This window comes from Spinactinospora alkalitolerans (genome assembly GCF_013408795.1).
In the GTDB taxonomy this organism is placed as follows: domain Bacteria; phylum Actinomycetota; class Actinomycetes; order Streptosporangiales; family Streptosporangiaceae; genus Spinactinospora; species Spinactinospora alkalitolerans.
In genome coordinates this window covers 4,886,311-4,912,819 of the sequence record NZ_JACCCC010000001.1, presented here as the reverse complement: position 1 = coordinate 4,912,819, position 26,509 = coordinate 4,886,311, and the positions used below count along the sequence as shown (strand labels likewise).

General features: G+C 72.5%; 23 protein-coding genes, 2 tRNA genes and 1 pseudogene. 11 read left to right on the top strand and 15 right to left on the bottom strand.

The window, feature by feature from the left end; all coding sequences use genetic code 11:
* Positions 1-75: 75 nt before the first annotated feature.
* The 12 genes and pseudogenes from HDA32_RS21830 to HDA32_RS21780 form a co-directional block, all read right to left on the bottom strand.
* Entirely contained in the window at positions 76-1,992 is a 1,917-nt protein-coding gene (locus HDA32_RS21830; protein WP_179646863.1) for an ABC transporter substrate-binding protein, read from the bottom strand.
* 88 nt (positions 1,993-2,080) lie between these two features.
* The gene (locus tag HDA32_RS21825; RefSeq protein WP_179644981.1) at positions 2,081-3,157 is read right to left on the bottom strand and encodes an ABC transporter ATP-binding protein; all 1,077 of its coding nucleotides are present in this window, start codon (positions 3,155-3,157) and stop codon (positions 2,081-2,083) included.
* Positions 3,147-4,274 carry an ABC transporter ATP-binding protein gene (locus HDA32_RS21820; protein ID WP_179644980.1) on the bottom strand — a complete coding sequence of 376 codons (1,128 nt, stop codon included), beginning with the start codon at positions 4,272-4,274 and terminating at the stop codon, positions 3,147-3,149. Before HDA32_RS21820 ends, HDA32_RS21825 begins: the two co-directional genes overlap by 11 nt.
* Before the next feature lie 11 nt (positions 4,275-4,285).
* Positions 4,286-5,416 carry an ABC transporter permease gene (locus HDA32_RS21815; protein ID WP_179646862.1) on the bottom strand — a complete coding sequence of 377 codons (1,131 nt, stop codon included), beginning with the start codon at positions 5,414-5,416 and terminating at the stop codon, positions 4,286-4,288.
* Positions 5,417-5,439: 23 nt separating this feature from the next.
* Complete coding sequence (locus HDA32_RS21810; protein WP_179644979.1) at positions 5,440-6,441, bottom strand: ABC transporter permease; 1,002 nt, start codon at positions 6,439-6,441, stop codon at positions 5,440-5,442.
* A 142-nt stretch (positions 6,442-6,583) separates the two neighbouring features.
* Complete coding sequence (locus HDA32_RS21805) at positions 6,584-7,696, bottom strand: Gfo/Idh/MocA family protein (RefSeq protein WP_179644978.1); 1,113 nt, start codon at positions 7,694-7,696, stop codon at positions 6,584-6,586.
* Between the two features lie 649 nt (positions 7,697-8,345).
* A tRNA-Lys gene (locus tag HDA32_RS21800) sits at positions 8,346-8,421 on the bottom strand.
* 136 nt (positions 8,422-8,557) lie between these two features.
* Positions 8,558-9,277, bottom strand: a complete 720-nt coding sequence (locus HDA32_RS21795) for a hypothetical protein (RefSeq protein WP_179644977.1) — start codon at positions 9,275-9,277, stop codon at positions 8,558-8,560.
* 131 nt (positions 9,278-9,408) lie between these two features.
* Positions 9,409-10,056: pseudogene (locus tag HDA32_RS21790) on the bottom strand (DNA repair ATPase); the annotation flags it as partial.
* Between the two features lie 7 nt (positions 10,057-10,063).
* On the bottom strand, positions 10,064-10,189 hold the full coding sequence (locus HDA32_RS31525) for a hypothetical protein (RefSeq protein WP_281370564.1): 126 nt from the start codon (positions 10,187-10,189) through the stop codon (positions 10,064-10,066).
* 404 nt (positions 10,190-10,593) lie between these two features.
* Positions 10,594-10,666, bottom strand: a tRNA-Lys gene (locus HDA32_RS21785).
* Between the two features lie 165 nt (positions 10,667-10,831).
* Positions 10,832-11,017 (bottom strand): hypothetical protein, encoded by a 186-nt coding sequence (locus tag HDA32_RS21780; RefSeq protein ID WP_179644975.1) that lies wholly within the window; start codon positions 11,015-11,017, stop codon positions 10,832-10,834.
* A 232-nt stretch (positions 11,018-11,249) separates the two neighbouring features.
* On the opposite strand from HDA32_RS21780, the gene HDA32_RS21775 reads away from it, so the two are divergent.
* A complete protein-coding gene (locus tag HDA32_RS21775) occupies positions 11,250-12,461 on the top strand; it encodes a DUF418 domain-containing protein (protein WP_179644974.1) in 1,212 nt (403 codons plus the stop codon).
* Positions 12,462-12,520: 59 nt separating this feature from the next.
* Here the strand turns inward: HDA32_RS21775 and HDA32_RS21770 are convergent, their stop codons facing one another.
* Entirely contained in the window at positions 12,521-13,471 is a 951-nt protein-coding gene (locus tag HDA32_RS21770) for an N-acetylglucosamine kinase (protein WP_179644973.1), read from the bottom strand.
* Positions 13,472-13,992: 521 nt separating this feature from the next.
* Between HDA32_RS21770 and HDA32_RS21765 the strand changes: the two genes are divergently transcribed.
* From HDA32_RS21765 to HDA32_RS21745, 5 genes are all read left to right on the top strand, one after another.
* On the top strand, positions 13,993-15,012 hold the full coding sequence (locus HDA32_RS21765) for a MurR/RpiR family transcriptional regulator (RefSeq protein ID WP_246334450.1): 1,020 nt from the start codon (positions 13,993-13,995) through the stop codon (positions 15,010-15,012).
* Positions 15,009-15,923: an N-acetylmuramic acid 6-phosphate etherase gene (gene murQ, locus HDA32_RS21760; RefSeq protein WP_179644972.1), complete on the top strand. Its 915-nt coding sequence runs from the start codon at positions 15,009-15,011 to the stop codon at positions 15,921-15,923. Before HDA32_RS21765 ends, murQ begins: the two co-directional genes overlap by 4 nt.
* A gap of 34 nt (positions 15,924-15,957) precedes the next feature.
* On the top strand, positions 15,958-17,238 hold the full coding sequence (locus HDA32_RS21755) for an ABC transporter substrate-binding protein (RefSeq protein ID WP_179644971.1): 1,281 nt from the start codon (positions 15,958-15,960) through the stop codon (positions 17,236-17,238).
* A 107-nt stretch (positions 17,239-17,345) separates the two neighbouring features.
* Positions 17,346-18,218, top strand: a complete 873-nt coding sequence (locus HDA32_RS21750; protein ID WP_312863279.1) for a carbohydrate ABC transporter permease — start codon at positions 17,346-17,348, stop codon at positions 18,216-18,218.
* Positions 18,215-19,084 carry a carbohydrate ABC transporter permease gene (locus HDA32_RS21745; protein WP_179644970.1) on the top strand — a complete coding sequence of 290 codons (870 nt, stop codon included), beginning with the start codon at positions 18,215-18,217 and terminating at the stop codon, positions 19,082-19,084. Before HDA32_RS21750 ends, HDA32_RS21745 begins: the two co-directional genes overlap by 4 nt.
* A gap of 22 nt (positions 19,085-19,106) precedes the next feature.
* Here HDA32_RS21745 and HDA32_RS21740 read toward each other — a convergent pair whose 3' ends face one another.
* Positions 19,107-21,632, bottom strand: a complete 2,526-nt coding sequence (locus tag HDA32_RS21740) for an ATP-dependent Clp protease ATP-binding subunit (RefSeq protein ID WP_179644969.1) — start codon at positions 21,630-21,632, stop codon at positions 19,107-19,109.
* A gap of 410 nt (positions 21,633-22,042) precedes the next feature.
* Between HDA32_RS21740 and HDA32_RS21735 the strand changes: the two genes are divergently transcribed.
* A complete protein-coding gene (locus HDA32_RS21735; protein WP_179646859.1) occupies positions 22,043-22,570 on the top strand; it encodes a metallophosphoesterase family protein in 528 nt (175 codons plus the stop codon).
* Here HDA32_RS21735 and HDA32_RS21730 read toward each other — a convergent pair.
* A complete protein-coding gene (locus tag HDA32_RS21730; RefSeq protein WP_179644968.1) occupies positions 22,547-23,395 on the bottom strand; it encodes an SDR family oxidoreductase in 849 nt (282 codons plus the stop codon). The two genes, HDA32_RS21735 and HDA32_RS21730, sit on opposite strands and share 24 nt — an antisense overlap.
* A gap of 169 nt (positions 23,396-23,564) precedes the next feature.
* On the opposite strand from HDA32_RS21730, the gene HDA32_RS21725 reads away from it, so the two are divergent.
* From HDA32_RS21725 to HDA32_RS21710, 4 genes are all read left to right on the top strand, one after another.
* Complete coding sequence (locus HDA32_RS21725; RefSeq protein ID WP_246334449.1) at positions 23,565-24,047, top strand: DUF6098 family protein; 483 nt, start codon at positions 23,565-23,567, stop codon at positions 24,045-24,047.
* Positions 24,048-24,101: 54 nt separating this feature from the next.
* Positions 24,102-24,278, top strand: a complete 177-nt coding sequence (locus tag HDA32_RS21720) for a hypothetical protein (protein ID WP_179644967.1) — start codon at positions 24,102-24,104, stop codon at positions 24,276-24,278.
* 131 nt (positions 24,279-24,409) lie between these two features.
* On the top strand, positions 24,410-24,934 hold the full coding sequence (locus HDA32_RS21715; protein ID WP_179644966.1) for a hemerythrin domain-containing protein: 525 nt from the start codon (positions 24,410-24,412) through the stop codon (positions 24,932-24,934).
* A gap of 303 nt (positions 24,935-25,237) precedes the next feature.
* Positions 25,238-26,299 (top strand): LacI family DNA-binding transcriptional regulator, encoded by a 1,062-nt coding sequence (locus HDA32_RS21710; RefSeq protein WP_218882547.1) that lies wholly within the window; start codon positions 25,238-25,240, stop codon positions 26,297-26,299.
* Positions 26,300-26,509: the final 210 nt, after the last annotated feature.

Below are 26,509 nucleotides of genomic sequence, written 5' to 3'. Positions count from 1 at the left end.
CGCGTCGCAGCCGCGGCATGGGGTCGGCCGGTCCCGCCGCGCCGGGCGGCGGCGCGGCGGAACGCGGCGGTGCCACTACTGCTCGATGAAGTACTGCTCGGGGTTGGTCGGGCCGGGCGTGTTGTAGACGGACGCCTCGGGCATCGACTCGGGGACGTTGCGGAAGTCGTCGGCGACGATGCCGTAACCGGGAGGGGACAGGTTGATGCCGAGCGCGTAGAACTGCTCCTGGGAGACCTCCAGCAGCTCGGTCATCAGCTCCTCCTGGCGCCGGGGGTCGGGCTCGGCGATGAGCCGGTCATAGCCCTCCAGGTGCTCCTTGACGTCGTCCGGCGGCTCCTGGGCGCGCGGGTCCCGGCCGTCGGAGGCGTACCACTGCGCCCACGGGATGCCGAAGTTGGATTCACCGCTGTGGACAGGCGCGTACCAGCGCGGGTCGTACATGGCGTCGAGCAGGCCGCTGTCGCCGGACCAGACGTTGGCGTCGTGCTCGTTGTTCTCCCGGCGGTCCTGCCACAGCGAGCGCTCCTCGGTTCTCATCTCCACGTCGACGTCCAGCTCCTCCCAGAAGCCGACCACCATCTCCATGGAGTCGACGATGTCGGGCCGGAAGCCGCCGGGCACCGAGAGGGTGAAGCTGAGCGCCCGCCCGTCGGGGCTGACCCGCACGCCGTCGCCGTTGCGCTCGTCGTAGCCGGCCTCGTCCAGCATCTCGTTGGCGCGGTCCACGTCGTGGTCGGTGTACTGCTTGGCCAGGGTCTCGTTGAAGAAGGGGGTGCCGCGGCGCGGCGCGGCCTGCCAGGGCTCGCCCTGGCCCTGGTAGACGACGTCGATGATGGACTGCCGGTCGATGCCCAGCGACATCGCCACGCGGAAGTCGCGGTCGCGGAAGATCTCGCGCAGCTCCTCGTCCTGGTGGGTGAGGTTGAACGCGATGACGCTGGTGTTCATCTCGCTGGGCTCCAGGTCGAAGAAGTCATAGCCTCCCGACTCGCGGTTCTCGGCGAGCACCGGGCGGTTCTCCAGGGTGTTGAAGTGCCGCGAGTGCATGTTGATGTCGCCGTTGAGCGCTCGGGTGAGCATGACCTCCTCGTCCTGCATGATCTCGAAGACGACGCGGTCGATGTAGGGGAGCTGGTTGCCCTCGGTGTCGACCTTCCAGTAGTAGGGGTTGCGCTCCAGCACGACGCGCCCGGAGTCGGACAGCGGCTCGGTGACCATCCAAGGGTTCATGGTCGGAATGTCGGGGTTCTGCCAGGTCAGCGCGGAGTCCGTGGCCCCGGACCTGACCTCGAACATCTCGGTCCAGTTCGCGAAGCCCTCCTCCTCGGCGAGTTCGTCGGCGTCGGGGTTGTGGTCGATGTGGAACTGCTCCAGGTAGTGCTTGGGCTTGTTGACGATCTGGTACTGCAGCAGGTCGTAGCCTGCCCACAGCGCGTCGGCCTCCTCGAAGGTGATGGTGACGGTGGTGTCGTCGATCTTCTCGGCGGTGCCCGGGTGGGTGGCGGCCACCGGGGTGAGGTCCTCGTTGTTGTAGATGTCGTTCATGGCGAAGACGACGTCGTCGGCGGTGAACGGCTCGCCGTCGGACCACTTCAGCCCTTCGCGCAGGTGGAAGGTCAGCTCGGTGGCGTCGTCGTTGTACTCGAACTCCTCGGCGAGGTTCGGGACGACCTCGGTCCACTCGGTGTTCCAGCGGGTGAGGTTCTCATACCCCACGGTGCGCCCCAGCCACGGCCAGTCGCCGATGCCCAGCATGGCGCTGCGCCAGGTGCCGCCGTAGGTGCCGACCTCATCGACGGGTTCGACCACGGCGGGGTTCTCCGGCAGCCGTTCCTCCAGCGGGGGCAGCTCGCCGGCCTCCACCCGCTCGGCGAGCGCCGGCGCCTGGCCGTTGGCCTCGCCGCCCGCTCCGTCCTCCTCGTCGGGGTCCAGGGAGAAGAAGCCGCAGCCGGTGAGGGAGAGCGCGAGGGCCGCCGCGCACGGCGCCATGAGCGCGCGCCGCCGCAGCGGTCCGGTCGGTGGTGCGTGCATGTCCTGATCTCCGTTTCTCTGTGGGGGATGCCAGAGTGGCGCCGTCTCAGGCGGCGCCGGCCAGGGACAACTCCTCGGCGTGGTGGCAGGCGGCCATGCGGCCGGGGGCGACCTCGCGCAGCGGGGGCGCCTCGACCGCGCATCGTTCGGTCGCGTACCGGCAGCGGGGATGGAACGGGCACCCGGCCGGGGGGTCGGCGGGGTCGGGCAGGTCCCCGTTGAGCCGGATCCGCTCGCGGGACCGTTCTGCCGGGCGACCGCGCAGCCGCGGGTCGGGCACCGGCACCGCCGAGATCAGCGCCTCGGTGTAGGGGTGCAGCGGACGGGCGTAGAGCGGCGCGGTGGGGCTCAACTCCACCACCCTGCCCAGGTACATCACCGCCACGCGGTCGCACAGGTGCTCGACCACCGACAGGTCGTGGGAGATGAACAGGTAGGTCAGTCCCATGTCGTCCTGGAGATCCCGGAGCAGGTTGAGGATCTGCGAGCGCACCGAGACGTCCAGCGCGCTGACGGCCTCGTCGGCCACCACCAGGCGCGGCCCGGGCACCAGCGCGCGGGCGATGCCGACCCGCTGGCGCTCGCCTCCGGAGAACGCGTGCGGGTAGCGGCGCAGGTACTCGGGCCGCAGGCCCACGCGGCGCAGGATCGCGGTGACGCGGTCCTCCAGCTCCGAACCGGACAGCCCCAGCAGCACCCGCAGCGGCTCACCGATGATCTCCAGCAGGGTCATCCGGGGGTTGAGCGACGCGTGCGGGTCCTGGAAGATCATCCGGACCTCGCGGCGGTAGGCGGCGGTGTCCCCGGCGGTGAGCGCGGCGGCGTCGATGACGCGGCCATCGGCCGAGCGGTAGCGGACCTGCCCGGTGGCTTCGGGGCGGACACCCATGATGGCCGAGCCCAGCGTGGTCTTGCCGCACCCGGACTCCCCGACCAGGCCGAGGGTCTCGCCGCGGTCGACGCTCAGGTCCACACCGTCGACCGCCTTGACCTTCTCGGCGGCGCCGCGCCCGCCGCGCAGACGCCGCCCCTCCCGACGGGCCGGGAAGTGCACCTTCACGTTGCGGGCCGCCAGCAGCGCCTGGTCGGCGCGGGCGGCGGAGTGAGCGGAGTCAGTCGACATCGGCGGCCTCCTGGTCGGTCCGGACGTCCGGATCTGGCTGGTCGGGTCGGGCGCGCTCGGCCGGAGGCCCCTGGACACCGCGGGCCGGACCGCCGTCGCCGCCGTAGAGCAGACACCGCACCTGGCGGCCGTCCTCCAGGGCGACGGGCGGCGGCACGGTCACGTCGCAGCGGCCCGGCATGGCGTGGTCGCAGCGGTCGCGGAACACGCAGCCGCTGGGCCGGCGGGCGGGATCGGGCACCGAGCCGCGGATGGCGGGCAGCCGCGCGCGCCGGGCGCCGCCCATGCGCGGGACCGACTCCAGCAGGGCGCGCGTGTAGGGATGCCTGGGCGCGTGGAAGACATCGTCGACCGGGCCCTTCTCGACCAAGCTGCCCAGGTACATCACGGCGACGTCGTCGGCGATCTCGGTCACCACGCCCATGTCGTGGGTGATGAACATCATCGCCATCCCGCGGGTCTCCTGCAGTTCGGCCAGCAGGTCCAGGATCTGCGCCTGGGTGGTGACGTCCAGCGCCGTCGTCGGCTCGTCGGCGATGAGCAGCGCGGGCTCGCACGACAGCGCCATCGCGATCATCACGCGCTGGCGCATGCCGCCCGACATCTGGAAGGGGTAGGCGTCCACGAGCCGTTCGGGGCCGGGGATCCCCACCTGGGCGAGCAGGGCGATACCGAGTCGGCGGGCCTCCTTGCGGCTGACGGGGTTGTGCACGCGGATCGCCTCGCCGATCTGGTTGCCGATCCGGTGCACCAGCGACAGCGACGCCATCGGCTCCTGGAAGATCATCGCGATGTCGCGGCCGCGCACCTGGCGGATGCGGCGGTCGCGGGTGCCCAGGGCCGCGAGGTCGACCGTCTCGGCGGGCTCGCCGCCGCGGCCGTCGCGGTGCAGCAGCACCTGCCCGCCCACCACCCTGCCGGGCGGCTCGACCAGTTGGAGGATCGAGCGCGCGGTCACGCTCTTGCCGCAGCCGCTCTCTCCCACCACGCACAGCGTCCGCCCGCGGCGGATGGCCAGGTCCACACCGTCGACGGCCCGGACCTCGCCGGTGTCGGTGGAGAAGTGCGTCCTCAGCCCTTTCACTTCAAGGAGCACATCGTGCTGCTGGGTGCCCATCTGTTGGCTCCCTACTGGTAGGGGTCGGCGGAGTCGCGGATGCCGTCGCCGGCGAAGTTCAGCACCAGAACCGTCACCGTCACGGCCACGCCGGGCAGCAGGGTCCAGGGCGCGTTGGCGATGGAGTGGATGTTCTGCGCCTCCTGCATCAGCACGCCCCAACTGACGACGGGCGGCTGCAGGCCCAGGCCCAGGAACGACAGCGAGGTCTCGGCGAGGATCATCAGCGGAATCGCCAGCGTGAGCGAGGCGACGATGTGGCTGGTGAAGGACGGCAGCATGTGCCGGCCGATGATGCGGGTGCGCCCGCAGCCGTCCAGCCGGGCGGCCAAGACGAAGTCCTCCTCGCGTAAGGACAGGAAGCGGCCGCGCACCACGCGGGCGAGGTCGGTCCAGCCGATCAGGGAGAGGATGACGGTGATCGCGAAGTAGGTCTGCAGCGGGCCCCACTCGCGCGGCACCGCCGCCGAGAGCCCCATCCACAGCGGAATGGTGGGGATGGACATGGTGAACTCGATGACGCGCTGGATGGCGGTGTCGACGCGGCCGCCGAAGTAGCCGGAGATCCCGCCGAGCACCACGCCCAGCAGGAAGGCCAGGGCCACGCCGACCAGGCCGATGGACAGCGACACCCGGGTGCCGTAGACGATGCGGGAGAGCATGTCGCGTCCGTTGCGGTCGGCGCCGAGCAGGTACATCCGCTCGTCGGGGTCCTGCGTGCCGATGAGGTGGCGGTCGGCGGAGAACAGGCCCCACATCTCATAGGGGCGGCCCTCGACGAAGAAGCCGACCGGGATCTTGTCGGACTCGTCGACGGTGTACTCGCGGGCGAGGGTCTCCTCGTTCCTGGTGGAGTCGTAGCCGTAGACGTAGAGACCCAGGTCGAAGCCGTCGGTGGTGTCCACGAAGTGCAGGGTCTGCGGCGGGGCGTGGGTGTGTTCGGCGCTGTAGTCGCCGGGGGCGGTGGGCGCCACGAACTCGGCGAACACGGCCACGAAGACCAGCGCGCCGATGACGGCGGTGCTGAACATGGCCAGGCGGTGCCTGCGGTAGCGCCACCAGATCAGCTTCCACTGCGGTGCGGCGGCGGTCGCGCTCTTGGCGTGCTCGCCGTCAAGGGGCGCGCCGCGTCGGCGGCGCATGAGGGGCAGCAGGTCCACGGGTCTCACGCCTCCTCTGCCTGGGCGTGGCGGATGCGCGGGTCCCACCACGCCAGGAGCAGGTCGGACAGCAGCGTGCCGATGAGTGTCAGTGCGCCGAGGATGAGGATGAAGGCTCCGGCCAGGTACATGTCCTGGCTCTGCAGGGCCTCGAGGAGCAGGGGCCCGGTGGTCTCCAGACTCAGCACGATGGAGACCATGACCTCGCCGCCGATGAGCGTGGGCAGGATCCAGCCGATGGTGCTGATGAACGGGCTGAGGGACATGCGCACCGGGTACTTGAGGACGACCCGCCACTCGGGCAGGCCCTTGGCGCGGGCCGTGGTGACGTAGGGCTTGCGCAGCTCGTCCAGGAGGTTGGCGCGCAGCACCCGGATGAGCACGGCCGTGCCCGCGGTGCCGATGATGAGCACGGGCGCCCACAGGTTGGACACCACGTCGACGACCTTGCCGAGGTTCCACGCGGAGTCGGCGAACTCCGGCGAGACGATGCCGCCGACGCTCTCACCGAAGTAGCGGTAGGCGATCCACACGAAGACGAGCGCGAGCATGAAGTTGGGGGTGGCCAGGCCGATGAAGCCGACGAAGGTGGCGGCGTAGTCGCCGAGGGAGCGCTGGCGCACCGCCGAGTAGACGCCGATGGGGAACGCGATGACCCAGCTCACCAGCATCGTGACAAGGGCGAGGACCACGGTCAGCGCGATCCGGTCCCAGATGAGGGCGGAGACGTCGCGCTGGTAGGCGAAGGACTGCCCGAAGTCGCCGTGCAGCAGGATCCCCGACATCCAGCGCAGGTACTGCACGTGGACGGGTTCGTTGAGGCCGTAGCGCTCCTCCAGCGCCAGGATCTGGCCGCGGTCGACCGTCGCTCCCCGGGCGGAGAGCTCGGCGATGTAGGTCGAGAGGTAGTTGCCCGGCGGGAGCTGGATGACCAGGAACGCCACCAGGGAGATGGCGAACAGCGTGGGCACCATGTAGATCAGTCGGCGGATCACGAGGGCGCGCATGCCGCCTCCTCGGTGGGGCCGCCGGCGCGCTCGCCGCTCCGGGTGAAGGGACCGCCACACTGAGTGTGGATAGCGCTTACCATTACGGCCTGCGTAAACGGGCGTCGGCGGAGCGAGCGCGAGCCGCGGATATGGACGGCGCTTACCACGGCGACCCGCCCTCGTGCATGCGGCTGTGGAAGGGCGCTCCCCGCCGCAGCTCGTCGGGGGTGACCGTGCGGTGCTGGGCGGCCGAGGCGTAGACACCGGCCAGGAGCCGCATCGTGCGCAGCGACTCGGCGGAGGTCACGGGCGGGGGCTCCTTGGCGCGCAGGGCCGCCACCACGTGGGCGATCTGGGCGGAGTGCCCGCTGCTGACCCCCGACTCCCCGGCGGCCCAGGCGGATCGGGCCTGCTCCTCGTACCCGGGGGCCGGCGTGAGCGTCCAGTCGTTGTCGCCGTAGCCGTAGAGGTGCCGCAGCTCGACGGTGGCGCGCTCGAAGTCGATCCGGATGTAGCTCTCCTCGCGCGGCGAGAGCACGCTGTTGACGAAGCAGGCCACCGCACCGTTGGCGAAGGCCACATGGCCCAGCGAGAGGTCCTCGGTCTCCATGGTCCGCGCCTGGCGGCGGGCGATGGCCGAGACCTCGGTCCAGTCGCCGAGCAGGGCGAGCAGCAGGTCCATCTGGTGGATGCCGTGGCCCATGGTGGGGCCGCCGCCCTCGGTGTCCCAACGGCCGCGCCAGGGGGCGTCGAAGTACGCCTGGTCGCGGAACCAGTGGGTGTGGCAGACCGCCACCAGCGGCCGCCCCAACTCGCCGGACTCCACCAGCGCCCGCACCCGCCGCGCGCCGGAGCCGAACCGGTGCTGGAAGAGGGTGGCGACCCAGGGGCCTTGCGCTCCCTCGGCCGCGGCCATGTCCTCCAACTCGGCCAGGCTCAGCGCCGGCGGTTTCTCCACCAGCGCGGTGGCGCCCGCGCTCAGGCACGCCATGGCCTGCCCGTGGTGCAGACCGGGCGGTGTGCACAGGTGCACCAGGTCCGGCCGCGCCTCGCGCAGCATCCGGTCCATGTCGCCGTAGCGATCGGCGATTCCGTAGCGGTCGGTGAATCGCTCCAGGTTGTCGGGGTCCACGTCGGCGGCCGCGACGATCTCGACGTCCTCGGGCATCGAACGCAGCGCCTCGACGTGGAAGCGGGCGATGTTGCCCGTGCCGACGACGGCCACGCGCACGCGGTCCGCCGCGTCGGGCGTCAAGGGGTCGGGGGTGTGCATGGGGCTCCTCCCGGGTGGGGGACCGAGGTGAGACGATCCGCCGCGGCGTCGACGGGTCGGGCGGCTGCCCGCTACGCGTCACCGCGGTCGGAGGACGGCTGCTGGCCTTTCCGGTTCGGGTCGGGGGATCGGGGGCAGGGGGCGGCGGCCGGGATGCCCCGGCGGTCGGTCGCGCCATCCGCGCGCGGCACACGCGCTCCGAAACTATCGGATTGAATGTCGCAACCTCTGGCGCCTGAATTTACGTTCGCGCAACGTCCAGGTCAATACCTTGCGGAGACTTGGATCACAGACGGCCGCCCCTTTGTGGCGGAACGGCCAAGGACGGCGCATCTGCCTGGGAGCTTCATCGCTCTTCTCTCGTGAAGCGATTGCGGCTGTCATGGGCGGCGTGCCCGAAACTTTCGAATAGGGGAATTTTCCTTTTCGTAGCGCCAACGGGGTCGTCCACACGCCTCTTCCGGACTCGGAAGCGGGACCGCCACGCGTGCCGTGCCGCGTGGCGCCTGCTCCCGGGAAGGCGGCCCGCCGCGACATGGGGCGCCTGCGCGGACGCCCTTCGCGCACCCGGATCCCCGGCATACGACGAAACCCCAGGTCCGCTACCGGTTACACCGGTGCTGACCTGGGGTCTTCCGTACTCCTATGCTGGTGCGCCATCAGGGACTCGAACCCCAAACCCGCTGATTAAGAGTCAACTGCTCTGCCAATTGAGCTAATGGCGCGCGTCGCGAAGGCGACGGGGGAAGCCTACCCGATCGCGGCGAGGAATCGGCGCGCATCGGGCTGCAGCGCGGATCACAGGGCCGTGTGATCCGCCCTGCAGCGGCCGGCGCGGTGCGGCGGTGACCGGGGCGCGGTTCACGGGCCGCCGACGTCGATCGGGTCCGCGGTCCCGGCCGTTCCCTCCCGCGGGCGCAGTGCCCGCCGCGCCGCGGGCGGCACCAGCACCGCCGCCGCGGCCAGAGCGGCCAGGGCGCACAGCAGCCCGGTCCACCCGACGTCGCCGACCAGCCGCTCGGTCTCGGCGACCCGCATCCCCACGATGACCATGCCGCCCCGCTCCGGCAGCCACGCCGTCCGGACCAGCCAGTCGGCGCCGCCGTCCCCGGCGCCCGCGGTGGGCAGCCGGTGGAACGCCTCGCCGTCGGGGGACTCCTCCGCGGCCTCGCCCGGTACGAGTTCCGGGGTGAGCACGGCGGGCAGCTCCGGCGCCTCGCCGTAGGAGACCGTGTCCAGGACCTGCCCGTCGGGATCGCGGACCTGGAAGAACGACGGCACGTCGCCGCGCTCGGCCATCCCCCGCCACACCGATGACACGTCGTCGGGCGGGGCGGTGGCGGCGAGCCGGCGCCGATCGGCGGGGCGCGATCCGAGTTCCTCCTGCAGGTCCCGCCCTGCCGCGCGGACCACGCTCTCGTCCCGGTCGGCCGTTCGGTCCCGCAGGACGCCGAACGCGGCGCCCACCGGGACGGCGGTGCCGAGTACGAGGAGGGCGGCCAGGATCAGCACCAGCCGGGCGCGCGGGGACATCGGGACTCCGCCGGGGCCGGCCGGGACTCGGGTGGCTGGATCGGTCACGAGTCCAGTCTCGCCGGTGCCGGATGCCTCCGCCAGGGACCGGCACGGGCTCACAGGGGTCTTTAACCTCGACACCAGGGGGTTTCAAGGCCCGTCACTGTGGGCGCGCACCGGCACAGCGGTTCGGGTCCGGGCCTCGCCCCGGGGACGTGGTCGTCGCGGGTGGCCTCGGTCCAGGCGAAGTCCTGCTGCGGCGGGAAGACGTGGTCGCGCTCGCCGCGGTTGTCGATGTAGCCGACCTCGCCGCCGGTGCCGATCCGCCAGCGCAGCACGCGGATGTCCTCGGTGCGCGGGCCGGTCTGGAAGACCGCGGGCAGCTTGTCGTCGAGCCGCCGCAGTTGCAGCAGGCGGGTCTCGCGGTAGTAGCGGTACAGCTCGGCGAAGTCGCGCAGGAACTGCGGGTGGTCCAGCAGACCGGGCGCCTCGCCGGGGTCGGCGCCGGCGAAGGCGTCGCCGTCCCGGTCGAACCGGTGCAGCGAGAAGACGTCGCCCACGGCGGTCTCGGGCTTGAGCCCGAAGTACACGTTGTAGCCGAACAGCACGAGCCCGCCGACCGACACGATGTCGCGGGGCACGCAGTTGTGCTCGGTGCGGACCCGCTCGGTGCCGCTCAGGCGCAGCTCGGCGCCACCGAAGACCTCCAGCCTGCGGGTGTTGAGCCCTTCGGCCCGCCGGGCCAGTTCCGCGGCCTGTTCGGACAGCCGGGCCCGCAGCACCTCGTAGGTGCCGGCGTCGAGTTCGGTCGGGTCCTTCGGGTCTTCGGTGGCGCCGTCGGTCACGTGCTGGTCACCGCTTCAGGGAGTCGACGGGGGCGGCGGGGGCCGCGGCGCCGTCCGGCCCGAGGGAGCCGATGGTCGACTCGGCGACGCCGAGGCGCCGGACGGCCTCGACCTCGGCGACCGTCCTGTCCACAGCGACGCGCTCGCGGATCGCCTCGGCGATGTCCGCTTCTCGGCCTCCAGCTCCTTGTCCTTGGCGATGCGGGACAGGTCGGTCTCGCGCTCGCGGGCGATGACCACCACCAGGGAGAAGGTGAACAGGACGGTCGGGAATCCGAGCGCCGCGGAGGTGAAGTCACTCATCGACCACCCGTGTCGCCCTCCCGCCGGTCCGCCACGGCGCTCCCCGCCCCGGCGACTGGGCGACGATTTTATCTGCGGTTCGCGGGGATGCGGCGGGAAACGGGCAGTCCTGATCCGGCCAGTCTCCCTCCCGTGTGCGCGGGCCCCGGTGCGGAACGGTGCGGGGACCGGCCCCGGAAAAGGAAAGACCCCGGTCCGGACACGGATCAACCGTGCTCGAACCGGGGTCGCGTGTGCGCCATCAGGGACTCGAACCCCAAACCCGCTGATTAAGAGTCAGCTGCTCTGCCAATTGAGCTAATGGCGCGTGCCTTCGCGGCGGTGTCGGTGCGGGTCCTCGGCCCCTTCCGACGGGGATAACTTTAGCAGCCCCCATGAGCGCTCGCGAACGGTTTGCCGCGGGGTGCGGTGAGCACCCACCCCGGTCGCGGGGCGGGTGCTCAACGGCCTCCTCGGATCGGTCGCAGCCGGATCACGACCACGTCATGACCACTGTGAGGATGATGGCGATCGCGACGACGGCGCCGACGGCGGCGAGGACGTAGGGGGTGACGGGGCGCTTGGGGGCGGCCTCCGGCTCGTTGTTGTCCGCGACGAAGCGGCGGAACATCTGGGTGGAGCCGGCGGGGTCGGTCTGCTGTTCCTCGTGTTGTGACATGAGCCCGACACTAGCGACTCGCGGCCACCACTCGGAGCGGTTCAGAGGTGCGGATCGCGCCACGCCCCGGGCGCCCCGGCCGGCGGCGAGAGCCGGGAACCGCACCTATGCGGGCGATACCGGTCCGCCCCGCGCCCATGACATCCGTCATCGCCGCGGCGGACATTTCTCCCGACCCTTCGATGACGGTGCGGACTGCCCCGCGAATCGCACTCGGGGCGACAATCGGTGCATGTCCACCTCTTCCTCCACGGTGCATCGGGGACCCGCCGCGGCCGCCGAGCGCGTGCTCGCGCCCGACCTCGCCCGCGGCTTCATGCTGCTGCTGATCGCCCTCGCCAACTCCGTGATCTACATGCACGGCTTCGACGCGGCGGTGCGCAGTCACCCGCTCGACGGCACCGTCGTCGACCGGGCCGTCAACCTCGTCCTGATCCTGCTCGTCGACCACCGGGCCTACCCGATGTTCGCGTTCCTGTTCGGCTACGGCATCGTGCAGATGCTGGGCAGGCAGCAGCGCGCCGGCACCGCCGCGGCGGAGGCGTTCCGGCTGCTGCGCCGGCGCAACCTCTGGATCCTGGTCTTCGGGGCCTTCCACGGCCTGCTGCTGTTCAGCGGCGACATCCTGGGCGCCTACGGACTGTGCGGCCTGCTCATCGGCTGGTTGTTCATCCGCTGCCACGACCGCGTCCTCGTCCAGCTCGCCGGGGTCTTCTTCGCCGTCACCGCGGCCTTCTACGCGCTCAACGCGCTGGCGGCGACGCTGCTGGAGTACATGGACGGGGCGGGCGTCGCGGAGGAGACGGCGGGGGTCTCCGGGCTGCCCTCGCTCGGGATCGAGGAGCCCCTGGGCGCGCTGCTGGCCCGGCTGTGGGAGTGGCCGGTCGGCACGATCGGCAGCGTGCTCATGGGTGTGCTCACCCCGATGCTGCTCGGCGTCCTCGCCGCCCGCCACCGGGTGCTGGAGGAGCCGGAGCGGCACGGCCGCACGCTGTGGCGCACGGTCGTGATCGGGGCGCCGGTCTCCCTGCTCGGCGGACTGCCGCTCGCGCTGGCGGGCGCGGGGGCGTTCCCGGTGTCACTGTCGCAGGAGATGTGGTTGACGACGCTGCACACGCTGTCCGGGCTCGGCGGCGGCCTGGCGTTCGCGGCGCTGTTCGGCATCATCGGCGGCCGCCTGCGGGGCCGGCCCGGTCTCGTCGGCACGGCGCTGGCCGCCACCGGAAGGCGCTCGCTGACGTGCTACCTCGCGCAGTCGCTGGTCTTCGTTCCGCTGCTGGCGGCCTGGGGGCTCGGCCTGGGCGGGCGGCTGGACAGCGCGGCCATGGCCGCGCTCGCCGTCGGCGTGTGGGCGCTGACGGTGGTCGCCTCGGTACTGATGGAACGCGCCGACCTGCGCGGCCCCGCCGAGGCCCTGCTGCGCGGCCGGGTCTATCGGGATTAGATCGCTGAGATGAGCGCCCCACCTCCGCGGAGCACGCACCGAACCGGCGCCCCGGCACACTAGGGCTCCAGCAGGCGGGAGTGCGCGGTGGCGGGGGCGCCGGCCCGGCGCAGCGCCAGGCCGGCGGCGCCCAGTGCGCCGTCGGCGGCATCGAGGGGGTGAACGCCGAAGCGCTCCCCGAGGCCGCGGCGGACCGCTTCGGCCACCGGGCCCTCGCGCAGCACCGAACCGGCCAGGACGACCGGGTCGGCCGCGGGCGGCTCGGGCGCGACGGTGCGGAAGGCGGTCAGCAGCGACTCGGCCGCCCCGGCCACGATCGACTCCGCGGCGGCGTCGCCCTCCAGCGCGGCCCGCGTCACCTCCGGGGCCAGCCGGCCCAGCTCGGCCGGCGGCAGGGCGTGTACGGCGCGGATGATCGACTGGGCGTCGCCGGGCTCGGTCTCCAGGGCCGCGGCCAGCCGCCCGCGCAGCACCGTCGCCCGGCCCCGGCCGTCCAGCGAGGCCAGCACCGCGCGCAGCCCCGCCAGCGCGATCCACACCGCCGACCCCTCGTCCCCGAGGAGCCAGCCGTGGCCGTCGCAGCGCCGCGCCACCGCGCCGTCGCGCACGTGGGCCGCCACGGCGCCGGTGCCCGCGATGAGCACCGTCCCGGCGGGCGCCGCGCTCCCGGACGCGAACGCCACCGCGATGTCGTCGGTGACCTCCGGTCCGCCCGGCAGGCCCAGGTCCCGCCAGGCCCGCAGCACCGCGGCCTCGGCCCGCGCGTGACCGGAACCGGAGGCCCCGGCGATGCCGAACACCGCCCCTGCCACCGCTGCCGCCGCGACGCCCGGCGCGGCGGCGAGCGCCTCGCCCAGCGCCAGCGCCAGCGCGGCCGCGGGGTCGGCGCTGGAGTACTGGTTGGCCCCGCCCGCGCGCCCCCGACCGAGCATCCGGCCGTCGAGTGCGGCCACGACGCAGCGCGTCGCGGTCCCGCCGGCGTCCACTCCGATGACGACGTCGCCGTTCATGGGGGAACCCTAGCCATTGCCCGCGCCGATCCGAAGCCGCGGACGCCCTCGTCGCGCCCCCGGTGTTTTTCTGTAAGTGAAACGCCAGTGCGGTGTAAGGGCGATGCTTCAGGCTGGTGCACTGCGGCCGATGCGTTCACCCCCGCCGCCGCACGGCACCGGCGGTGGGGGCGCGGCGGCCGACGGGCTCCCGTGCGCAGGAGGACGGCCTGCACACGGGTCCGCGTGTCCGGCGGGACGGTCGAGGACCGCATCGGTCCCGCCGGGCACAGCCTTCCCGGCGCCGCCCCGCTGGTCGGGAGCCCTGAGCCGCCGGGCGCGCCCTCCCGTCTCTCTGCTTCCCGGCCTCCCCGCCTTCCCGTTTCCCCGCCTCCCACCGGAGACCGGCCGGCCCTGCCGTCCGGCGGCCGCCGCCTCGCAATCGGAGTGTCGGAGAACGATACTGGGATAACCAGCCGAATCACCGGATTCTCCTCCTCATGCATTGACTCGCACCGCCGATACGAAGGAAACTTTCCGACATGGACAAGGCCGCGAAGGCAATGGGCGAGAGCCCGCCGTCGTCCGCCCGCGATGAGCGGCCCACCACCGTGCTGCGCATCCGCTCCCTGCTCCCCTCCCTGGCACCGGCGGAGCAGCGGGTCGCGCAGCGCATCATCGACGATCCCGAAGGCGTCGCCGCCTCCTCCATCACCCAGCTCGCCAAGGACTGCGACACCTCGGAGGCGACCGTCATCCGGTTCTGCCGCACGATCGACTTCGGCGGCTACCGCGAGCTCCGCCTCACGCTGGCCACCGAGGCCGGCCAGGCCCGCGGCGCCCGGGTCGGCGCCCGGGAGGTGACCAGCGACATCAGCCCCGACGACACGCTGGTGACGGTCGTCGAGAAGATCGCCTACACCGACGCCCGCGCGGTCGAGGAGACCGCGGCCCAACTCGACGTCGACGTGCTGCACAAGGTCGTCGAGGCGCTCGCCGCGGCCCGGCGCATCGACATCTACGGCGTCGGCGCCAGCGCGTTCGTGGCGGCCGACTTCCAGCAGAAGCTGCACCGCATCGGGCTCATCTCCTACGCCTGGTCCGACACCCACGTGATGCTGACCAGCGCCGCGCTGCTCGGCGACACCGATGTCGCGGTGGGCATCTCCCACACCGGCGCCACCCTCGACACGATCGAGGCCCTGGCCGAGGCCCGGCAGCAGGGGGCCGCCACCGTGGCGATCACCAACTTCCCCCGTTCACCGATCAGCGAGACCGCCGACCTCGTCCTGACCACCGCCGCGCGCGAGACGACCTTCCGATCCGGCGCCACGGCCAGCCGCCTCGCGCAGTTGACCGTGATCGACTGCGTCTTCGTCGGACTGGCCCAACTGCGCTACGCCGACAGCCGGCACGCGCTGGAGTCGACCTACCAGGCGGTCCGGGGCCTGCGCGTCGACCGCGACGACCGGCGCAGGACCCGGGGCCGGACCCAGGGCCGGCGGGCGGACGGCACGGAGCAGCGTTTTGACGCCCACACCGAAAGGGGAACCGGGGCATGACATCAGGCCCGGTGGAAATCGTGCGGGTCCCGACCGAGGACCGCAACAGCGGGACCCACGACATCGACCTGCTGTCGACATTGGAGGTGCTGCGCCAGATCAACGCCGAGGACGCGACCGTGCCGCGCGCCGTCACCGCCGTCCTGCCGGAGCTGGCGCGCGCGGTCGACCTGGGCGTGGCGGCGCTGAGCGGCGGCGGCCGGATCCACTACTTCGGCGCCGGGACCTCCGGCAGGCTCGCCACGGTGGACGCGGCCGAGCTGCCCCCCACGTTCGGCGTCGACGGCGACCGCGTGGTGGCCCACCACGCCGGGGGCAACGACGCCCTGAACCACGCGGCCGAGGGCATCGAGGACGACCACGACCTCGGCCGGCGCGACGCCGCGGTCCTCGCCGAGGGCGACCTCGCCGTCGGCCTCACCGCCAGCGGGCGCACGCCCTACGTCGCCGGGGCGCTGCGCCGCGCCCACGAGATCGGCGCGCGCACCGTCCTGGTCAGCGCCAACCCGCGGGCCGCGCTCGCCGGCGAGGCCGACGTCCATGTGGGTGTCGACACCGGCGCCGAGGTCATCGCCGGCTCCACCCGGATGAAGGCCGGGACCGCGCACAAGCTCGTGCTCAACGCGTTCTCCACGGCGGTCATGGTGCGCATGGGCTACACCTACTCCAACCTCATGGTGGGCGTGAACGCCACCAACGCCAAGCTGCGCGGCCGGGTGGTCACCATCCTCGTCGAGGCCACCGGACTGCCCGAGGAGGCCTGCGCCGAGGCGCTGGCCGGAGCCGACGGCGACACCCGGGTGGCGCTGGTGTGCCTGCTCGCCGACGTGGACGCCGCCGCGGCGACCGAGGCCGTGCGCGCCGCCGGCGGATCGGTCCGCGCAGCACTGCGACGAATCGGAGCCGCATAACACAGGAGCCGCACCCGCACGAGAGGGGTCCCCCATGACATCCCGCCGATCCGCGACCCTCGTCACCGTCACCGCCCTCGCCCTGATCGCTCCGGCCTGCGCCCCCGGCACCCAGGGAGGCGGGGACTCCGACGGCGACGTCACCCTCACCGTGTGGTCCTGGCGTCCGGAGGACGCCGAGGGCTACGACAGGATCTTCGACGCCTTCGAGGAGGAGCACCCCGGCGTCACCGTGACCTTCCGGGGGCACAAGAACGACGAGTACCCGGCGATCCTGCAGACCGGCCTGACGCAGAGCTCCGGCGGCCCCGACGTGGTCCAGCTCAAGCCCTACGGCCCGATCCAGGCCTTCATCGGGGCCGGGCAACTGGTCCCGCTGGACGGCGAGGTGGACCTGAGCTCCTGGCCGGAGGAGGTCGTGGAGGCCGCCCGCGGGCGCGAGGACGACCGGCTCTACGGGGTGCCGTTCGCCTTCCAGACGCTGGGCGTGCTCTACAACGAGGAGATCTTCGCCGAGCACGGCCTGGAGCCCCCGACCACCTGGGAGGAGATGACCGAGGCCGCCGAGGAGCTCAAGGACGCCGGGACCATCCCGTTCGCGACGTCGGGCCAGGAGCCGTGGGTGCTGGCGATCCTGCGCGAGACCATGGGCGCCACGCGCGTGGGCGGCGAGGAGTTCGCCCGCGCGGTGGTCTCGGGGGAGACCGACTTCACCGACCCCGACTACACGGCGTCCCTGCAGGCCGTCGCGGACCTGGAGCCCTACCTGCCGCCCGACGCCACGGCGGTGAGCTACACCGACGCCCAGACGCTGTTCACCAGCGGCAGGGCCGCGATGTACCCGGGCGGCGCCTACGAGCTGGCCCCGTTCGAGGCGGCTGCGCCGGACCTGCGGATCGGCTTCTTCGACGCGCCGCCCGCGCCGGACGCGGTCTCCGAGACCCCGCTGACACCGGGGTTCGCCGACGGCTCCTACGGGGTCAACGCGGCCTCCGAGCACCGCGAAGAGGCGATCGAGCTGGTCGAGTGGATGGCCACCGAGGAGTTCGGCCAGGCGTTCGCCGATGAGCTCCGGCAGATCTCGGCGGTTCCGGGAGTGCAGCCGAGCGATCCGCTGCTGGCCGAAATGCAGAGCCGCTACGAGGAGCACGGAACGCCGTACATGATGAGCGTGCACTTCGGCTACGGCGAACCGCTGGGGCGCGACGCCGAAGGGCAGGCGCTGGCGAGCATGCTGCTCGGTGAGGCCACGGCTGAGGAGGCGGGCGCGCAGATCCAGAAGGAGATCTCGGCGTGGTTCGAGCCGACCGGCTGAGACCGGCCGGGGCCGCTCCGGCCCCGGCTCCGGCCCCCTCCCGCCTCCGCCGGCCGCGGCCCGCGCGGGGCCCCGGCCGCAATCGGCCGCCGTGGTGGGTCCTGGCCGTGTTCATCCTGCCGGCGCTCGTGCTCTACACCGTCTTCATCGTGTACCCGCTGTTCAGCGCGTTGCAGTACAGCCTGTTCAGCTGGGAGGGCACCCGCCGGACCGGGATGGCGGGCCTGGACAACTTCATCCGGCTGTTCAGCGGGGTCTACGGCGAGCGGCTGTGGCGGGCGTTCGGCCACAACCTGGTGTTCTTCGCCGGGACGATGCTGGTGCAGACGACGCTGGGGCTGGCCTTCGCCGTGCTGCTGCGGCGCTCCCGGGCGGGCCGGCGCTTCCTGCAGACGGCCTACGTGCTGCCGCACCTGGTCAGCCCGATCGTCGTCGGCTACCTGTGGAGCCTCATGCTCAGCCCGCAGTTCGGCGCGGTCAACGCCGCCCTGCGCGCGGTCGGCCTGGACGCGCTCGCCCAGCCGTGGACCGGCGACCCCGCGCTGGCGCTGCCCACCCTGGTCCTGGTCAACGCCTGGCAGTGGATCGGCTTCCCGATGCTGCTGTTCACCGCGGCGCTGGCCGGACTGCCGCCGGAGTACGAGGAGGCCGCCCGGGTGGACGGCGCCACGGGATGGCAGGCCTTCCGGCACGTCACGCTGCCGCTGCTGGTGCCCGCGATCGGCATCGTGACGGTGCTGACGTTCGTGGGCACCATGAACGTACTCGACCTGGTCTATGCGATGCAGGGCTCGCAGGGGGCGCCCGCCGGCGCGACCGACGTGCTCGGCCTGCTGTTCTACCGCACCGCCTTCAACAACCCCGATCCGGGCGCGATCGGGCAGGCCTCGGCGCTGGCCGTGGTCATGTTCGCGTTCATCTTCGGCGTCTCCATCGCCGCCACCCGGATCCTGCGCCGCTGGGAGGCGAGGCTGCGATGACGACGACCACCGCGCCGGCCGCTCCGCGCCGGGCCCGCCGCGGGATCGCCCGCCACGCGAGCGGGGCCGCGGTCCACGCGCTGCTGTGGGGCTACGCCGCCGTGGCGCTGGCCCCGCTGCTGCTGATGCTGATCAGCTCCCTGCGGCCCGAGGCCGAGCTGCGCGCCGAGCCGCTGGGCCTGCCCACCTCGCCCGCGTGGAGCAACTACGCCCGGGCCTGGACCGAAGCCGACTTCGGGACCTACTTCCTCAACTCCACGCTGGTCACCTCCGCGGCGGTGGCGCTGGGCACCGCGGTCTCGGTGCTGGCGGCCTACGCCCTGGGCCGCTACTCCTTCCCCGGCAGCGGCCTGCTGCTGGCCTATCTGCTGGCCGGGCTGATGATCCCGATCCGGCTGGGCATCGTCCCGGTGTTCTACCTGTTCGACTCGCTCGGCCTGCTGGACTCGCTGTGGGGCCTGATCCTGGTCTACGCCGCCAGCGGAGTGCCGTTCTCGGTGTTCATCCTGACCGCGTTCTTCCGCCGGCTGCCGGACGACCTGGCCGAGGCCGCCCGGATCGACGGGGCGGGGGAGTTCCGGCTGTTCGGCCGGATCATGCTGCCGTTGGTGCGCCCGGCACTGGCCACGGTGATGCTGTTCCAGTTCATCCAGTTGTGGAACGACTTCTTCTTCCCCCTGGTACTGATCCGCGACCAGGCCAAGTACACGCTTCCGGTGGGCCTGACCAGGTTCTTCACCGAGTACGGCCTGACCCAGTCACTGCTGTACTCCGGCCTGGTCATCACGACGCTGCCCCTGGTCGCCCTGTTCCTGCTGGCGACCCGCCAGGTCATCGACGGCCTGACTGCGGGCGTCAACCGCTGACGCCGCCGCGCGCCGCGGCCCCTCAGGCGTGCCCCTGGGCGGCCGGGATCGGCGAGGTCGAGAAGGCGATGTCGTCGTCCTCCACGCCGACCACGACGTGCTCGCCCGCCTGGAGCTCATTGTTGAGCAGCAACTTCGACAGCCGGTTGCCGATGTTGCGCTGGATCGTCCTGGCCAGCGGCCGAGCGCCGAACTCCGGCTGGTAGCCGCGCTGCGCCAGCCAGCGCACGGCGTCGTCGGTGAACTCCACGGTGATGTCCTGGGCGCGCAGCCGCCGCTCGGTCCCCGCCAGCAGCAGCCGGGTGATCTGGCCCATCTCCGCCTCGCCCAACTGCTGGAAGACGACGATCTCGTCGATGCGGTTGAGGAACTCGGGCCGGAACTCCTCGCGCAGCCGCCGCATGATCCGGTTCTGGGTGTCGGCGGAGCTCTGCCCGTCGCCGGTGGTGAAGCCGATCGGGCCGCCGCCGGTGACCAGCTCCGACCCCAGGTTGCTGGTCATGATGACGACCACGTTGCTGAAGTTGACCGTGCGGCCCTGGCCGTCGGTGAGCCGGCCGTCGTCGAGCAGTTGCAGCAGCAGGTTGAAGACGTCGGGGTGGGCCTTCTCGATCTCGTCGAGCAGCAGGACCGAGTACGGCTGGCGCCGGATCGCCTCGGTGAGCTGCCCGGCCTCCTCGTAGCCGACGTACCCGGGCGGCGCGCCGACCAGTCGGCTGGCGGTGTGGCGCTCCTGGAACTCGCTCATGTCGAAGCGGACCATCCGCTCCTCGCCGCCGAACAGCGCCTCGGCCAGCGCGCGGGCGAGCTCGGTCTTGCCCACGCCGGTCGGCCCGAGGAACAGGAAGCCGCCGATCGGCCTGTCCGGGTCGGCCAGGCCGGCGCGGGAGCGGCGCACCGCCTCGGCCACGGCCGTCACGGCCTCGTCCTGGCCGATCACCCGCTGGTGCAGCCGCTCCTCCAGTTGGACCAGCCGCTCCCGCTCCTCCTGGGTCAACTGGGTGACCGGGATCGAGGTGATGCGCGAGACCACCTCGGCGATGTCGACGACGGCGACCTCGGGGACGCCGGTCGGACCCGTGCTCCTCGCCTCGTTGATGGAGGCGCGGGTCCGGTTGATCTCGTCGCGCAGTGACGAGGCCTGCTCGTACTCCTCCTGCTCGACGGCGCGCTCCTTGCGCGACTCCAGCTGCCGCAACTGCTGCTCCAGCTCGCGCAGGTCCACACTCGGCGTCTTCATCCGCAGCCGCACCCGCGCTCCGGCCTGGTCGATCAGGTCGATCGCCTTGTCCGGCAGGAACCGGTCGGTGAGGTAGCGGTCGGACAGCTCCGCTGCGGCCACCAGGCTCTCGTCGCTGAAGCGGACCTGGTGGTGGGCTTCGTAGCGGTCCCGGAGGCCGCGCAGGATCTCGATGGTGTCGGTGACATCGGGCTCCGAGACCAGGATGGGCTGGAACCGCCGCTCCAGCGCCGCGTCCTTCTCGATGTTCTGGCGGTACTCGTCGACCGTCGTCGCGCCGATGATGTGCAGCTCACCGCGGGCCAGCGCCGGCTTGAGCATGTTCCCGGCGCTCACGGCGCCCTCCGCCGCGCCGGCGCCCACGATCGTGTGCAGCTCGTCGATGAAGACCAGCAGCTCGGAGCCGTGCTCGCGGATCTCGTCGATCAGGTTCTTCAGCCGCTCCTCGAAGTCGCCCCGGTAGCGCGTCCCCGCGACCACGCCGGCCAGGTCGAGCTGGACCAGCCGGCGCCCGCGCAGGGTCTCCGGCACGTCGTCGTCGGCGATGCGCTGGGCGATGCCCTCGGCGATCGCGGTCTTGCCGACCCCGGGGTCGCCGATGAGCACGGGGTTGTTCTTGCGGCGGCGGGCCAGCACCTCGATGGCCTGCTCCACCTCTTCGTCGCGCCCGACGACCGGGTCGAGCCGGCCCTCCTGGGCCAGCGCGGTGATGTCCGTGCCGTGCTCGTCCAGGTGCGGCGTCGAACTCTCGGTCCTGGCCGGCCGCTCGCCCGTGGTCCCGGCGGCGGCCTGCAGGGACTGCGCCGTGACACCGGACTCCGAGAGCAGCCGGCCGACCGGGGACTCCTCGTTGACCGCCAGCGCGAACAGCAGGTGCTCGGGGCTGATGTAGGAGTGCCCGAGCGCCCGGGCGATCTGGTGGGCGTCCAGCAGGGTGCGCTTGGCCGCGGGGGTCAGCGTCGGCATTCCCTGGGCCGGGCGGGTCACCGGGGGGATCGCGCCGGTCTCGGCGCCGATGGACTCCGAGAGCCGGTCGGGGTCGGCACCGGTCTTGGCCACCAGCGCGCGCGTCGAATCGTGTCGCAGCAGCGCCCACAGGATGTGCCCCGCGTCGAGGTCGGTCCGGTCGGACTCCATCGCGCGGGCGATCGCCTCGCTGACGATCTGCCTGGCGTCGTCGTCCATGAGCTGGGAGATGTCAATGCGCCGTACCGGGCGGCGCGGTCCGGTCCCGCCGAAGAACCGGGCCAGGAACTCCTCGAAGGATCCCGGGTCGAAGCCGCCGCCATCTGGAAAGTTCTGCGTCATCGAAGGTGTCCTCCCGTGGCTGCCGAGTGGTGCCGCGGCACGGCCCGTGCGGACCGCACCGCGGTCGTGGACCGCATGAGTGCCACCGGCCGGCGCCTGCGAGCGGATTCTCCGCGGTGCCGACCCCGTTGTCCGCACGTGCGGATTCCCCACCACGGCCGTCCGGCGCGGCCCGGGCGCCCACGGCCCCCTGGTCGCCGCCGTAAAGGTCGGGCGGAACCGTGGGCCCGCAGGCCCGACTACCCGAGAACACCGGCTGAAACCGCACCGCGTCCGGAAAAAGAGCGACCAATGGGGCCCGACCCGGCCGCGGACCGGCGGCGGCGCCGGGCAGCGGGCGCGATCCGGCCGCGGACCGGCTACCGTGGTCGCACAACGCCACGATCCGTCGACTCCACGGCCGGTTGCCCATGCGCCTGGTGATCCTCTCCGACACCCACATCCCGCGACGAGCCCGCGACCTGCCCGAACAGGTGTGGCGCGCGGTGGACGGCGCCGACGTGGTCATCCACGCCGGCGACTGGTGCGACCTGGCCTCCCTGGAGGCGCTGGACGAACGGGCGCGCCGGTTGATCGCCGTCCACGGCAACAACGACGGGCCGCAGCTCCGCGAGCGGCTGCCCGAGGTCGCCCGCGCCACCCTCGACGGAGTGCGCCTGGCGGTGGTGCACGAAACGGGTCAGGCCCGCGGCCGCGACGAGCGCTGCGCCGCGCGCTTCCCCGACGCCGACGTGCTGGTGTTCGGGCACTCCCACATCCCGTGGGACTCCACCGCCTCCACCGGGCTGCGGCTGCTCAACCCCGGCTCGCCGACGGACCGGCGCCGCCAGCCGCAGCACACCTACATGACCGCGGTGGTCGAGAGCGGCGCGCTCACCGGGGTGGAGCTGCATCCGGTCCGCCCCGAGCCGTCCTCATCCGGCACGCCACCGCGGTGACGACAGCGCCCCCGCCGCCTGCGGGCCCATCAGGGTCAGCCCGCCGTCCACGAACACCGTCGCGCCGGTGACGTAGGACGCCGCGGGACTCGCCAGGAACGCGACGACCGCGGCCACCTCATGGGCGTCGCCCGGCCGGGCCAGCGGGTAGCCGCCGCGCGAGTCCGGTTCAGGGGGCTGCTCGTGCTGACCGGTCATGGGGGTCGCGATCTCCCCCGGCGCCACGGCGTTGGCGGTGATGCCGTACGCGCTCAGCTCCAGCGCCAGGGTGCGGGTCAGCATCCGCAGGCCGCCCTTCGCCGCGCAGTAGGGTCCGGCCCCCACGCGCGGGAGGTCCTCGTGGACGCTGGTCACATTGATGATGCGCCCGCCGCGGCCCCGCTCGGCCATGCGCAGCCCCGCGAACCGCGAGCACAGGAACGGCCCGTCGAGATCGACCGCCAGCGCCGCGCGCCACTGCTCGTAGTCCGTCTCCAGCAGGGCGCGCTCGGTGCCGACCCCGGCGTTGTTGACCAGGACGCCCACGCCGCCGAGCTCGTCGGCCAGCTCCTCGACCGCCCGGGAGCCGGAGACGGGGTCGGTGAGGTCGTGCCGGCGCACCGCGACGCCGCGCTCGGCCCGATGCGCCTCCTCGGCCGCGCCCCGCGCCCCCTCCTCGTCCTCGTGGTAGGTCAGTCCGACGTCGAATCCCTGTTCGGCCAGCGCCACGACGGTCGCCCGGCCGATTCCGCTGTCGCCCCCGGTGACGATCGCGATCCGGTCGTAGGAGGCGTAGACGTCCCGCCCTGCGCCCGGCGTGGTGGTGTCGTCGGCTGTGTCGGACACGTCGATCCCTCCTTCGTCGCCCGCGCCCGGCGCGGCGGCCGCGGATCATACTGGTCGTGGCGGTCCGGCTGCCCGTGCGCGGGGATCGTATGTGCGCGGGGGCGGACGCGTCCGCCGCGTAAAGGGGCCGGACGCATGGCCGGCGGGGTCCGGGGGTAGTCGGCCCGGCATGAGCGGGGCGGAGGACGAGTACGGGGCATCGGAGCGCCCGCGCGACGAGGGCGGGGACGCGCCGCGGTTGCCCGTGCTGCGCGGACTGGACGAGCTCGTGGAGTTGATCGAGGGGCGCAGAGGACTGTACCTGCGCTATTCCCACGGGCCCGCGCACGACAGCGGGAGCCTGAGCCTGGACTACGAGAGCGGTCTGGAACTGCCGGGGCTCTCGGCCACCGTGCTCGACCCCGAACCCTGGTGGCGGCGCCCCCTCGCCGACTGGCTGGCCCGCCAGGTCTGCAAGTACGCGGGCATCGCGGAGGAGGGGGAGTCCCGCCGGGCCTGGATCCTCGCCGGGCGGGTGACGGCGCGCGGGCCGGACCACGAGCCGCTGCTCGTCGACGTCGACCCGGTGGCCTGGCTGGACGGCGCCGTCATCCGGGAGGCGCACGCCCGCTACGAGCAGCGCTTCGACGTCGGACGGGACTCGACCCGGTGACGGGTCGGCGGCGCGCACCGGTGTCATCCGGCGCCGTCCGGGTAGTCGGGCCGCATGACCCGAGACCAGGAGCACCCGAAGGACCCGGAGCGTCCCAAGAACCCTGATCCGCCGCAGCCGCCCAACGCGCCGGAGCCGCCCGTTCCCGACATCGAGCCTCCCGGCGGCGACCGGGAGGTGCCCGACGAGGACGTGCGCCCGGAGCATCCCCGACCCGAGCCCCCCGGCTAGCCGACCGACCGCCGATTCGCGGCCCGGCTGCGGTTCTCCTCCAGTTCAGGTCGGTTACGCGCGAGCGCATGACCGGCCCGATGCCGGGTAGCCGGGCCCGTCACGTTCGAGGAACCGATTCGGAGGCGACCATGGCCCGCGACGCCATCACGCTGATCAAGCAGGACCACCGCGACATGGAGGAGATGTTCGACCGGCTGAGCCGGAACCGGGACGAGCGCTCCCGGCTGCTCCCGGAGATGGCCGCCCGCTTCCTGGCGCACAGCCGCGCCGAGGAGCAGCAGGTCTACCCGGTCGTCGCGCGGGAAGCGGGGGAGAGGAAAGAGGTGCACCACGGCGCGGAGGAGCACCACGAGGCCGAGGCGATGCTGCGCCGGCTGCAGGAGACCGACCCCGGCTCCGCCCAGTTCGACGACCGGCTGAAGGAGTTCGTCGACGCGGTCAAGCACCACATCGAGGAGGAGGAGAGCGAGGTCCTGCCCGGACTGGCCGACGCCGTCGGCAAGGATCGCCTCAAGGAGCTGGGCGACGCGTTCGACCGCATGCGCCAGGAGGAGGTGCGTCGGCTGATGGCGGGCAGCGCCGAAGAGCGCTCCAAGATGGTCAAGGAGCAGCTCGCCGAAGAGGTGGACCGCGCGCGGCGCGCCTCGCACTGAGCCGCGCCGGTCCACGCGGGGTGGGCCGCGTCCTTTCGGTCCGCCCCGATCGAGTCCCGGTCGATGCCCGCATTCGGCCACGGCGCCTGAGACCGCGGCGCATGCCGCGGTGCCGGTGCGCGGCCCGGCGCTCCGATCGCGGGGCCGCTCACCAGGGCCTGTCTCCGCTGCACGACGGTTGCGCCCGCACGCGGTGCGGGAGAGCGCCGGATGCGGCCACGCCCGCTCCCGTAAAACGATTCAAGGCGAGGCGGGTAGCATCGTGGGAGGCACGGACTCGTCGCAACGGGAAGAGAGCGGACCTTGGCAGCCACCACCTCCCAGTCGTCATCCGATGACACGCGCCGCCCGGTGGGGATCGGTGAGGTCGCGGCGCGCGCGGGTGTGTCGCCCGGCACGGTCTCCAACGTTCTCAACCGCCCCGAACGGGTGGCCGAGGCGACCCGGCGGCGCGTCGAGGAGGCCATCCGCGAGCTCGACTACGTGCGCAACTCCTCCGGTAGCAGCCTGCGCTCGGGCCGCACCGATTCGATCGGGCTGCTCGTCCTCGACGTCACCAACCCCTTCTTCACCGAGGTCGCCCGGGGGGTCGAGGACGAGGCCACCGCTGAGGGCCTCGCGGTGCTCCTGCTCAACTCGGCCGAGCGCGCCGACCGCCAGCGCCGGTCGCTGCGCCTGCTCGCCGAGCAGCGGGCCGCGGGCGCCGTGGTCATGCCGATCGACGACGACCTGTCCGACCTGCTGTGGCTGCGCCAGCGCGGAATCTCCTGGGTGCTGCTGGACCGCGGCGACATCGAGGTCGAGGAGGGATGCAGCGTCTGCGTGGACAACCACGCCGGCGGCCTGGCAGCGGGGCGGCACCTGATCAGTCTCGGCCACGAGCGGATCTCCTTCGTCAGCGGCCCCTTCGCGATCGAGCAGTGCCGCGACCGCCTGGCCGGGCTGCGGAGCGCGTGCGCCGAGGCGGGACTGGACCCCCACGAGGCCGTGCGCGTCGTGGAGACGCCGCAGCTCAACGCCAGATCCGGTGAGGACGCCGCCGAGGCCGTCCTGGCCGGCGGCCCGCGCCGGCGCCCGCAGGCGGTCTTCTGCGCCAACGACCAGTTGGCGCTGGGGCTGCTGAAGTCGCTGGGGCGGCGCGGCATCCGGGCCCCGGAGGACATCTCGGTGATGGGCTACGACGACATCGACGTCGCCTCGCTCATCCATCCGGGCCTGACCAGCGTGGCCCAGCCCAAGTACGAGATGGGCCGCGCAGCGATGCGGCTGCTGCTCGCCGAGCTCAACGACCCCGGCCACCGGCACGAGCGCCTGCGTTTCGAGCCGACGCTCGTCGCGCGCGGCTCCACCTCGGCGCGGCGCTGAAGCGGCGAACCCGCAAAACGGCGGCGACTTTTCCCGAAACCCGGCGAACCCCGCACGAGTCGCGCTAATGTCGCCGGTGACACGGGCGGTCACGGATGGCTGTTTTCGCCCGGTTGACCGGGCGTATCCGGTCATCCGGCGCACTCGGCCCATTTTTTCCATGGGTCGATGAATCACCTACTACGTAGGGGTTCTGTGCTACTGTTGCCA

Excerpts from the sequence above, each read along its gene's own strand:
- HDA32_RS21770 (WP_179644973.1), bottom strand. The coding sequence starts at position 13,471 with ATGAACGGCGACGTCGTCATCGGAGTGGACGCCGGCGGGACCGCGACG.
- HDA32_RS21780 (WP_179644975.1), bottom strand. The coding sequence starts at position 11,017 with ATGTCACAACACGAGGAACAGCAGACCGACCCCGCCGGCTCCACCCAG.
- HDA32_RS21775 (WP_179644974.1), top strand. The coding sequence starts at position 11,250 with ATGTCCACCTCTTCCTCCACGGTGCATCGGGGACCCGCCGCGGCCGCC.
- HDA32_RS21735 (WP_179646859.1), top strand. The coding sequence starts at position 22,043 with ATGCGCCTGGTGATCCTCTCCGACACCCACATCCCGCGACGAGCCCGC.
- HDA32_RS21740 (WP_179644969.1), bottom strand. The coding sequence starts at position 21,632 with ATGACGCAGAACTTTCCAGATGGCGGCGGCTTCGACCCGGGATCCTTC.
- HDA32_RS21755 (WP_179644971.1), top strand. The coding sequence starts at position 15,958 with ATGACATCCCGCCGATCCGCGACCCTCGTCACCGTCACCGCCCTCGCC.
- HDA32_RS21815 (WP_179646862.1), bottom strand. The coding sequence starts at position 5,416 with ATGCGCCGCCGACGCGGCGCGCCCCTTGACGGCGAGCACGCCAAGAGC.
- HDA32_RS21810 (WP_179644979.1), bottom strand. The coding sequence starts at position 6,441 with ATGCGCGCCCTCGTGATCCGCCGACTGATCTACATGGTGCCCACGCTG.
- HDA32_RS21725 (WP_246334449.1), top strand. The coding sequence starts at position 23,565 with ATGAGCGGGGCGGAGGACGAGTACGGGGCATCGGAGCGCCCGCGCGAC.
- HDA32_RS21720 (WP_179644967.1), top strand. The coding sequence starts at position 24,102 with ATGACCCGAGACCAGGAGCACCCGAAGGACCCGGAGCGTCCCAAGAAC.
- HDA32_RS21765 (WP_246334450.1), top strand. The coding sequence starts at position 13,993 with ATGGACAAGGCCGCGAAGGCAATGGGCGAGAGCCCGCCGTCGTCCGCC.
- HDA32_RS21745 (WP_179644970.1), top strand. The coding sequence starts at position 18,215 with ATGACGACGACCACCGCGCCGGCCGCTCCGCGCCGGGCCCGCCGCGGG.
- murQ (WP_179644972.1), top strand. The coding sequence starts at position 15,009 with ATGACATCAGGCCCGGTGGAAATCGTGCGGGTCCCGACCGAGGACCGC.
- HDA32_RS21715 (WP_179644966.1), top strand. The coding sequence starts at position 24,410 with ATGGCCCGCGACGCCATCACGCTGATCAAGCAGGACCACCGCGACATG.
- HDA32_RS21830 (WP_179646863.1), bottom strand. The coding sequence starts at position 1,992 with ATGGCGCCGTGCGCGGCGGCCCTCGCGCTCTCCCTCACCGGCTGCGGC.
- HDA32_RS21820 (WP_179644980.1), bottom strand. The coding sequence starts at position 4,274 with ATGGGCACCCAGCAGCACGATGTGCTCCTTGAAGTGAAAGGGCTGAGG.
- HDA32_RS21825 (WP_179644981.1), bottom strand. The coding sequence starts at position 3,157 with ATGTCGACTGACTCCGCTCACTCCGCCGCCCGCGCCGACCAGGCGCTG.
- HDA32_RS21805 (WP_179644978.1), bottom strand. The coding sequence starts at position 7,696 with ATGCACACCCCCGACCCCTTGACGCCCGACGCGGCGGACCGCGTGCGC.